The sequence below is a fragment of the Emticicia sp. genome (assembly GCF_043780375.1).
Taxonomy (GTDB): domain Bacteria; phylum Bacteroidota; class Bacteroidia; order Cytophagales; family Spirosomataceae; genus Emticicia.
Genome location: NZ_JAYWCU010000147.1, coordinates 1 through 8,186, shown reverse-complemented (window position 1 = coordinate 8,186; position 8,186 = coordinate 1). Strand labels below are relative to the sequence as shown.

The 8,186-nt window shown below is 32.7% G+C and carries 8 protein-coding genes; 2 read left to right on the top strand and 6 right to left on the bottom strand.

Annotation, left to right across the window (positions count from 1 at the left end):
* Positions 1-222 precede the first annotated feature (222 nt).
* The 3 genes from ACH2CJ_RS11755 to ACH2CJ_RS11745 form a co-directional block, all read right to left on the bottom strand.
* Positions 223-1,035 (bottom strand): DUF932 domain-containing protein, encoded by an 813-nt coding sequence (locus ACH2CJ_RS11755; RefSeq protein ID WP_394993000.1) that lies wholly within the window; start codon positions 1,033-1,035, stop codon positions 223-225.
* Positions 1,036-1,109: 74 nt separating this feature from the next.
* Positions 1,110-1,544 carry a hypothetical protein gene (locus ACH2CJ_RS11750; protein WP_394992999.1) on the bottom strand — a complete coding sequence of 145 codons (435 nt, stop codon included), beginning with the start codon at positions 1,542-1,544 and terminating at the stop codon, positions 1,110-1,112.
* A 69-nt stretch (positions 1,545-1,613) separates the two neighbouring features.
* A complete protein-coding gene (locus tag ACH2CJ_RS11745) occupies positions 1,614-2,075 on the bottom strand; it encodes a single-stranded DNA-binding protein (protein WP_394992998.1) in 462 nt (153 codons plus the stop codon).
* Positions 2,076-2,562: 487 nt separating this feature from the next.
* Here ACH2CJ_RS11745 and ACH2CJ_RS11740 point away from each other — a divergent pair, with 487 nt between their 5' ends.
* Together ACH2CJ_RS11740 and ACH2CJ_RS11735 are read left to right on the top strand one after the other, a co-directional pair.
* Positions 2,563-3,054 (top strand): hypothetical protein, encoded by a 492-nt coding sequence (locus ACH2CJ_RS11740; protein WP_394992997.1) that lies wholly within the window; start codon positions 2,563-2,565, stop codon positions 3,052-3,054.
* 5 nt (positions 3,055-3,059) lie between these two features.
* Positions 3,060-3,461: a transposase family protein gene (locus ACH2CJ_RS11735; RefSeq protein ID WP_394992996.1), complete on the top strand. Its 402-nt coding sequence runs from the start codon at positions 3,060-3,062 to the stop codon at positions 3,459-3,461.
* Between the two features lie 176 nt (positions 3,462-3,637).
* Here ACH2CJ_RS11735 and ACH2CJ_RS11730 read toward each other — a convergent pair whose 3' ends face one another.
* From ACH2CJ_RS11730 to ACH2CJ_RS11720, 3 genes are all read right to left on the bottom strand, one after another.
* Positions 3,638-6,742: a hypothetical protein gene (locus tag ACH2CJ_RS11730; RefSeq protein ID WP_394992995.1), complete on the bottom strand. Its 3,105-nt coding sequence runs from the start codon at positions 6,740-6,742 to the stop codon at positions 3,638-3,640.
* On the bottom strand, positions 6,732-7,598 hold the full coding sequence (locus tag ACH2CJ_RS11725; RefSeq protein ID WP_394992994.1) for a hypothetical protein: 867 nt from the start codon (positions 7,596-7,598) through the stop codon (positions 6,732-6,734). Before ACH2CJ_RS11725 ends, ACH2CJ_RS11730 begins: the two co-directional genes overlap by 11 nt.
* Positions 7,591-8,186, bottom strand: a 596-nt coding sequence (locus ACH2CJ_RS11720) for a hypothetical protein (RefSeq protein WP_394992993.1), incomplete at its 5' end; no start/stop codon positions are given. The genes ACH2CJ_RS11725 and ACH2CJ_RS11720, both read right to left, overlap by 8 nt.

Here is an 8,186-nt window from a genome sequence, read left to right as displayed (position 1 = left end):
GATACGTCAAGAAGCAAAAAAAGAAAACATAGCCATCTTGATTCATTTGTAGTATAGATTGAGTAACATGGCTTATGACCACCAAAAACTTAAAACTATCATTGGGCGAAGCCCAAAATTTTTTGAACAAAGTAAAACCCTGCCATACAGACTATCTTATGTAAAACGCTATAAAAAGGTTTAAATTAGGGTTGTAAGTGGCTGCACCTGCAACCCTAATTTTTAGGCATTTATTAACTCCGAACAGAATTTAAAAGCGGTTTGATTGAGTTCGTTTGCTGAACCAAATGGATTGCCAAAGATGGCGTTTTTCGAGTTTTTAATGTGGGTGGTGTAGTGCGTGATGCCATTAAAAAGCCCAAAAGCGTTATCTCCCAAATCAGCACATTCTCGGTCAATCGAAGAATTGAGATTAGTTATAATATTTCTTTTTCTGGTCGATATTTCATTGCCCAATTTTTCTTCGTCATTCATTCGGGTTAATCGCTCAACTAACGCATCTTTGATGGAATCATCTACTTTTACCCATGAAAGTTGCTCCATTTTGTCAAAAAGTTGCGTTCGTTGCTTCATAAACATATCAAAATATTGTACCAAACCATCAATGCGGAGACTGTTATTTTTAGTATGGTTTACTTGAAGTTGACGAAAATTTCTTGAAAAACGGTTGGAACATCTGACCATAATATTACTATTTCCAATAAAAAAGCCCGTTGAACCATCAAAACTATTACCAATCATCAAATAATCTTTAAATTCATGTCCGCAAACCTGCATAGTGTCAGTACATTTGAGAAAAGCCAAAACCTTTTTTCCGCCTTCTACATCGTAGTAATTTTCAATCGGAAAACCTGTAATATCGTGTAGTTTTTCGGTTACTTCAATAAATTTTTCGTTGTGTGTGGGCGTGTAACTTGATTTGGCAATGTTCAATAATTGCCCATTATCATTGCGAAAAATGCCTTTATAGCCTAAAACTTGCTTATTGTTGGCAAAAATCGGTTTTTCTATAATATCCCATTCTAAAGATTCCATTTTAAATAAAATTAAGCGTTAATAGTTGATTAAATTAAGAAAGCCCAACCCGAAAATTGGGCTTTCTTTGCTTGTTAGATAGTGAAATTAACAATTTCCGTTTCTAAGGCTTTAAGGTGGGTTTTGCCTGTTTTTACCAAATTATTGATAAAATCCAAAATCATTGCTACATTCTGAATTTGAATGTTTTTGCCTGTGCCTACATTTGAAATGGTCATAACTAATCCTTCATCACCATAATCTTTTGAAAAATCCTCGAATTCGCCTACTCGTTCTTTGGCTTTGTTGAATTGCTCTTTCATTTTCAAACCTTCATCAAGTCTATCAAAAACAGCATTGGCACTTTTTGATTCGACAATTTGTACTTGTGGCACAATTTCAACGCTTGATTGGTCGGAACTCGGATGGTTTTGAACTGTTGCAAGGCTTTTTTCGGTTGCTACTGTTTCGGTTTTAGCTACTGGTGCAGTTGTTCCGTTGTTTTTTACTGGTGCTACTGGATTGCTCATTTTTTTATTTGTTTTGATTGTTTATTTGAGCCAATTAAAGGGGGCTTTTTCCCTTATATGATTAAAAAATTAAAATGGTAAATCACCTTCGTTTTTGCTTGCTTCAAAAGCAACATTGCTTTCTTTGGTTTCACCGAGCAAAGGTTTTTTCTTGTTTCCTTTGGGGGCTTGTTTGGCTTCTTCTTCCGCCTTTTCTTCTACTTCTTCTCTGCGTTTGCCTAATAATTCGATGCGTTCAACTCTGATTTTTACCGATGTTTTGGGGTTTCCTTCTTTGTCTTCCCATTTTTCGGTTCTGATTTTTCCTTCTATACAAATACGGTCGCCTTTTTTGATAATCGTTTCGGCTACATTGGCTAAATTGCCCCAAACTTCCAAACGATGCCATTCTGTTTGCTCTACTTTTGTGCCGTCTTTCTTGGTATAATTTTCATTCGTTGCCAAAGAAAAAATGGCTACTTTAGTTCCACTTTCAAGGGTGCGAACTTCGGGTGTACTACCCACATTTCCGATTAAAATTGTTTTGTTCATTACTGTAAATATTTAAGATTAAAACGATGATTTAGTTGAGGTAATATGCTGATTATTAACCTATTATCTCCTTATTTGATAATATAAAGATACGGCAGAAACGGCTTTTTTTGAAGTAAATGGGATAGAATCGGCAAACAAGATTCGTCTTCTTTTCCCTTCCGCTAATGAGGTTTTTGAGTAGATTTTTACTTTGAAAGCGTGTAAATAATATGGTAGTACGGGTGTATTATCTCGAAGTTTTTTTAGAGAAATTTGGAAGTAAATTTTAAAATCAATGTAGCAGGGGAATTGGCTTACTGATTGCCGCAGAGCTGGTGAGCGGTGTGCCTCAGTGCGAACGAAATGGGTAGAATGAAAGGGTAAATAAGTGAGGTACGAACGCTTATCCTTTCGTTTTACTTATGAAGTGGGGCAAACTAAAATTGTTCCTTATCAATAGACTTGTTGCGATGATAAATTAGTATATTTGAGTAAAAAAACGCCGATGAAATTAGATATTTTAGACTTAACAACAGAACGACAATGGCGGTCAGCGACAGGTCTCACCAAGGAAAAGTTTGAATTGCTTTTGACATTTTTTCAAAAGGCTTATGAAAATCTTTACGGTAAAACTATTCAAGAACGCACCTCAGAAAGTCCTAATAATCCAACAATGACGAGTTACTCTGAACTGTTATTTTTTACACTTTTTAGTCTAAAGTCGGGCTTGACCTATGATTTATTAGGATTTGTGAGTGGAATTGACGGCTCAAATGCCAAACGAAATCAGACAATGGGTATTGAAATTCTAAAAACAGCTCTATCAGAAATTGGAATTTTACCTAAACGAAACTTTATTTCTGTTGAAGAATTCAAAACGTATTTTGAAGAACATAAAACTTTAATTTTGGATGCAACTGAACAGCGAGTGCAACGTCCACAAGATGATGAAGTTCAAAAGGAATTTTATTCGGGCAAAAAAAAGGTCATACAGTAAAAACAATGGTCATTGTAAGCAAAGATAAATATATCCATTATTTGAGTCCTTGTTACTTAGGAACTGCTCACGATTATAGTTTACTAAAATCAGAATTTCCCCCTGAAAATAACTGGTTTGAAAATCATACTATCAGACTTGATTTAGGTTATAAAGGCTTTGAAACTGATTATTTATGTCAAAAAGTAGTAATTCCACACAAAAAACCAAGAAAAAGTGAACTAACTCAATTACAAAAAGATGAAAATACTAAAAAATCAAAAAAACGAATTTGTGTTGAACACGCTATCGGAGGATTGAAACGATACAGATTTCTTTCCGATAGGCTCAGAAATCATGACTACAATTTGTACAATGATGCAATTGAAGTCTGTGCTGGTTTATGGAATTTTAATATTAAAAATTAACATAATGTCATCGCAACAACTCTAATAATCAATGTAGCTAAGCCATAACAGGCTTATTGATTGTCGCAAAGCTGACAAGCAATGTGCCTGTGTGCGAGCGGAATCGGTGCTTTTTCAGCACTGATGGAGGGGTGGGAGCTGAAATTGTTTCTTATTGTATGATAGCTCAAAGTAAACTAAGCATAAGTTTTATAAACCAACCAAAAAGCAAATGCGGCCGCAGTATCAGAAGCGAATTGTTTAGCATTATCTGGTCTCCTATCTTTGCCTGATTCATCTTGACTTTGTTGCGTTTGCTCAAGTATATCAGAAATTCCTCGAATAATTCCTATTAACATATAACTTGTTTCTCTTCCTTGTCTTGATGCTGCTTTGCCAAAGCCAAATCCTTCCATTTCGATAACCGATGTATCATTAAAATGCTTTGTAAGGATTTCTCCTATTTCTGAGGAAACGTGTTCAACAACTTGTTCACCTGATGCTATTATACCTAAATCAGCCTTAACATTTTTATGTGAGTCATTTTTAATCAGAATTTTCCAATCCTCTTTTCTTCTTTCTTTTTTGGCGGTTTCCAGCAATGTATAGGTAGTATTTGTTAAGTCAGGTCTTGACCTAAAAGAATCTTTTTCAGATTTTCCTCCTTCGTAAGAATATATTTTTTCTGGAAAGATTACATCACCAATTGAAAAATCTTTTGGTTTTCTTGACCCAGCTATCCCAACAAATAAAATCATATTTGGAGAAAAATATTGAATTGCTCTTTCAGTTTCTTGAGATGCACTTGTATTTTTTGCTCCACATTCCCTAATAATAACTCTTGCAACTATTTTTCCATTAAATTGAAAATAACCTTCTTCATAACCAGAATCATTTTGGTCTATATCATTTATTTGTTCTAAATGTAGTCTTACTGCTGCATACTCTTCTTTTATTGCCGTCAAAATTACAACTGTAGGCAGTGGTTGTTTTTCCATTGTACTATTGTTCATACTATTTTTAGGGATTTTACTATGTTTATTTTGTTTTAAATGGCTTGAAAATATCTCATCAAACCAAGTAATTTTAACCAAATCTTTACATTCATCTAAAGCATTTTTAAAAGTATAATCGTATTTTGATTTATCATAAATACTTTTTGCTGTCTCTTCAAACCGTTTATGACTGACTAAACGCCCCAATCTTTGAGATATAATTGCAGTAATTGAATATTTATAATATTTTATAAAATCAGAAAGGAAAATATCTTTCAGATTTGAGAATGTTTCAAATACTTTGATTACAGAATCAATATCATTTTGATAAGTATTCAGAAAATTAGACATAAATGAGTCTGAGGTAATCTTATCTGAGATTTCCTTTTCTATTGAATCAAATAGAATCTGATTAGATAAAAATTGGCCTAATATTGACTTTGCGGTTATGTCTAAAAACTTATCTTTATATTTTAATGGAATCTTTTCCCATAATTCTGAGCGTTTGGGATATGTAGAAATATCGGAAAATGAAGAATTTGCAATTAATTCAATAATAATTCCTTCAACAAAAATGCTTGAATTAATTAAATTAAAAACCGAATTTAAAATATTTTTCTCTTTATTTTCAATTCCAAAACTAATATTCCGTGTTTTTTCTAATGAAAATGCCCAAATTTTGTTCCAATAAGTGTTTGCGACATCTAATTCTTCAAGAACGCTTTTATTTTTGATAACTCTTTCGGCCACTAATTCGGCTAATTTCTCGTCACGAATTAGTAGAGCTGCTTTTAAAAATTCTCTGTCGTTTAACAGACTAACTAAGTACTTTACACCAACTGAATCTTTTAGTGGTAAATTCTTTTCTAAAATTAACTGTTTCTTTAAAACATCACTTATTGTGTAATATTTTAAAAGTACTTTAGAATGGAAAAGATACCATTTTTTTCCATTTGCAAAACCTTCTAACTTTTCGACTGTTTCCAGTTTTAATTTATTGGGAATTGTATTTGTAAAATTAGATTCTTGTGAAAATTGAATGAATGAGAGAAGTTCTGACAAGGTTTTTTGAGAAAAATCTATCAGTTTCCAAAGATTTAAAAGTATCTTGGTATCAACACTTGAACATATTCTTTGAAATGAATCATATACTGCAAAATGCCAAACTTGTTTTTCTTCTGTAATAGAACAATTTAATATCTCGGCTAATATATTAGTTTGTAAGTTCGTAGTTTTTTTAAATTCTGTATCTATAAAATCTGTAACTAACCTACTAATCCTTGATTCTCCATTACTAAAAGTTTGCCAATTAATATTTCTAAGAGCTTTTAAATTAGTATCTCGACCAGTAGAAATTAGTACTTCAAGTTTCTCCAAAAAACGATTCTTTATTATTTCGCCATGATTAGGATGTGGTGAAACTTTAGATAATATCCGAACATTTTGCCTTAAAGTATCAGGGTTTTCAATCGTAATTAGTGATGTGTAAGCATCATATAAACCAGCACATTGACCTAAAATAGAAAGTTCTAAGTTTTTGATGTTAAGCTCTTGGAGAAAGCTATTAAAGGGATTATCATCTACAATACCTAAAAAGAGTGCTTCGGCTTTAGATGTAAAACTTACCAATTCATCATCATCTGATTTTATTACATTTTGTCCAGTCCACTTTGATATAAACTCTTTTTGAATACAAACAATAGTTAGGTCGCTTACTTCTGAAATATCTGATGGAGTAAAACTTGTTCTAAATTTTATTTTTTTTCTAAAATTTACATCTGGGAAATTCCAAATCTTTTGTAATACCTCTTCAAATGTATCTATATCTCCTGAAAATAAAATTGGCGAAACCCCCTTTATAAGAGATGATATGATTGCTTGTATGAATTTTGGAAGAAGTTCTGTTTGTTGTGAATTGAAATTTTCTTCTGCCGTGGAAATAGTAATAGGCTCTAAACTTTCTCTTATTTTAGGGACTGAACCTATAAAATTTATAAAAATGTCTTCAAGTAAATTAATGCAAGCTATGTCATTTATATTTAAAATTAGGGCATGGGTAAAAACCATACCTGCTCTTGATGCTAAGTTGTCAGGAAACGTCTTCGTGAAGATGTAATAATTTGCATATTTCGTTCCAGAGAGATAGGGCATTAACTCAATATTTGGTGGTAATGCCGCAGGTCTATCCGTAAATGCAATCAAGAATGAGGTCAAGTCTGAATCTTTGACTGACTGAGTGATACAAGCGTGAGCCTTATTAACTTCACCATAGTATGCTTGTTGTATAAGTATTTTATTATTTGCCAATGAATGTTTCAATTGCGAATGTCAAATCTTGTATTTTTTTACCCTCTGTATCAATAAAGTATCCAAAATCTATCGGGGTTCTGTCTATGTAATCATCATCAGGCTCATCATTTAATGTCTTTTCAGTAGATGAAAGCCCAATAATTGATATGGATTTTTCTTCCCAACAATTACCTAAGAAATTATATAACATAGGGAGTTTCTGTTTTAGTATTGATGCAGGAATTTCTGAATCACTGATTTTTAATTCTTCTTTCAAAATATCCCAACATGAAAGAACAACTGTAAGATTAGGCTGATTGATTTTATTTAAAGTAGATACACCTTTAATGTATAGAAGAGTTTGTAAAAGTTCTACAAAATGAGCAGCATCTGATAATCTAACAGGAGGCGTTTGGCCATTTCTCTTCGCAATTTCTTCGGGACTTGGTAGTTCTCTATTTATTATATCTTCAATAATCTCGATTGAGTCTAACCGAACAAATAAAATCCACGAAGTACTTGTATCAATATATTTTTTCCAAAGTGTATTCACTCTTCTGTTTTCAACAATCATTTTGACTTGTTCGCCACCATAGTCAGGAAATGATAATGTGATTTTTTCTCCATTCACTCCATCTACTACCAATTGAATACTTCGATTTGCAGAAGTTTCAGTATGTCCAGCTCTTTTACCTTCTGTTAACTTACTCAAAACATCAGCAAAAATGGTAAGGTCTGTTGGTCGATTATTAGGTGAAATTTTGTATTCAAAACTTCTATTATTTAACCTACCATATAATTGACCGCCAAAATGTGTTTTACCTGCATTAGGGCCACCAATTATTAAAATATTATTGTCAGTTGGGTTAATCATTGATTGTTCTCTTTGAAAGAAACATATCTTCTTGTTTGAAAGATATTATTGCAGGTTTTGTATTAGTATTGCTTTGTAACTTTTCAATAATCCAATGTATTGATTCGAGAATGTTTTTATGGAAAATACCAGATTCTCCCTCTTTCACACTTGTTTCAAATTCCTTAAAATGAAAAATAGGATTTTGCTTTAAATGTGAAAGTATCTGTTCCTTCATTAGCTCTTTGATTGGTATATCAGATTTTGACCAAATAAAACCCAGAGGCCTGTTTTCTATATTTTCAAAAAGCCTGTCTGCGACGGAAGTTATTTGCTGTCGAGCCATGCCACGGCTACTTCCTGAAAGCATCTCGTTATCGGCAAAAAGTAGAAAAGCATTACAATTTTCGTGAATCCATTTTGCACCTTTTGCATTTTCACTATCAATATTGGTCCTCCAGAAATCAAACCACTCACCAGGTGCATCGGTCAATATTAAATCTTTCCTTACTCCTCGCTTATTTTTTAATGATAAATGCAAAAGTCCAGGTACTCTACCCGCATTATTTGCAGTATGGGGTGGAAACTGAATATCTCCATTATTTTTCC

Excerpts from the sequence above, each read along its gene's own strand:
- ACH2CJ_RS11745 (WP_394992998.1), bottom strand. The coding sequence starts at position 2,075 with ATGAACAAAACAATTTTAATCGGAAATGTGGGTAGTACACCCGAAGTT.
- ACH2CJ_RS11740 (WP_394992997.1), top strand. The coding sequence starts at position 2,563 with ATGAAATTAGATATTTTAGACTTAACAACAGAACGACAATGGCGGTCA.
- ACH2CJ_RS11735 (WP_394992996.1), top strand. The coding sequence starts at position 3,060 with ATGGTCATTGTAAGCAAAGATAAATATATCCATTATTTGAGTCCTTGT.
- ACH2CJ_RS11725 (WP_394992994.1), bottom strand. The coding sequence starts at position 7,598 with ATGATTAACCCAACTGACAATAATATTTTAATAATTGGTGGCCCTAAT.
- ACH2CJ_RS11750 (WP_394992999.1), bottom strand. The coding sequence starts at position 1,544 with ATGAGCAATCCAGTAGCACCAGTAAAAAACAACGGAACAACTGCACCA.
- ACH2CJ_RS11755 (WP_394993000.1), bottom strand. The coding sequence starts at position 1,035 with ATGGAATCTTTAGAATGGGATATTATAGAAAAACCGATTTTTGCCAAC.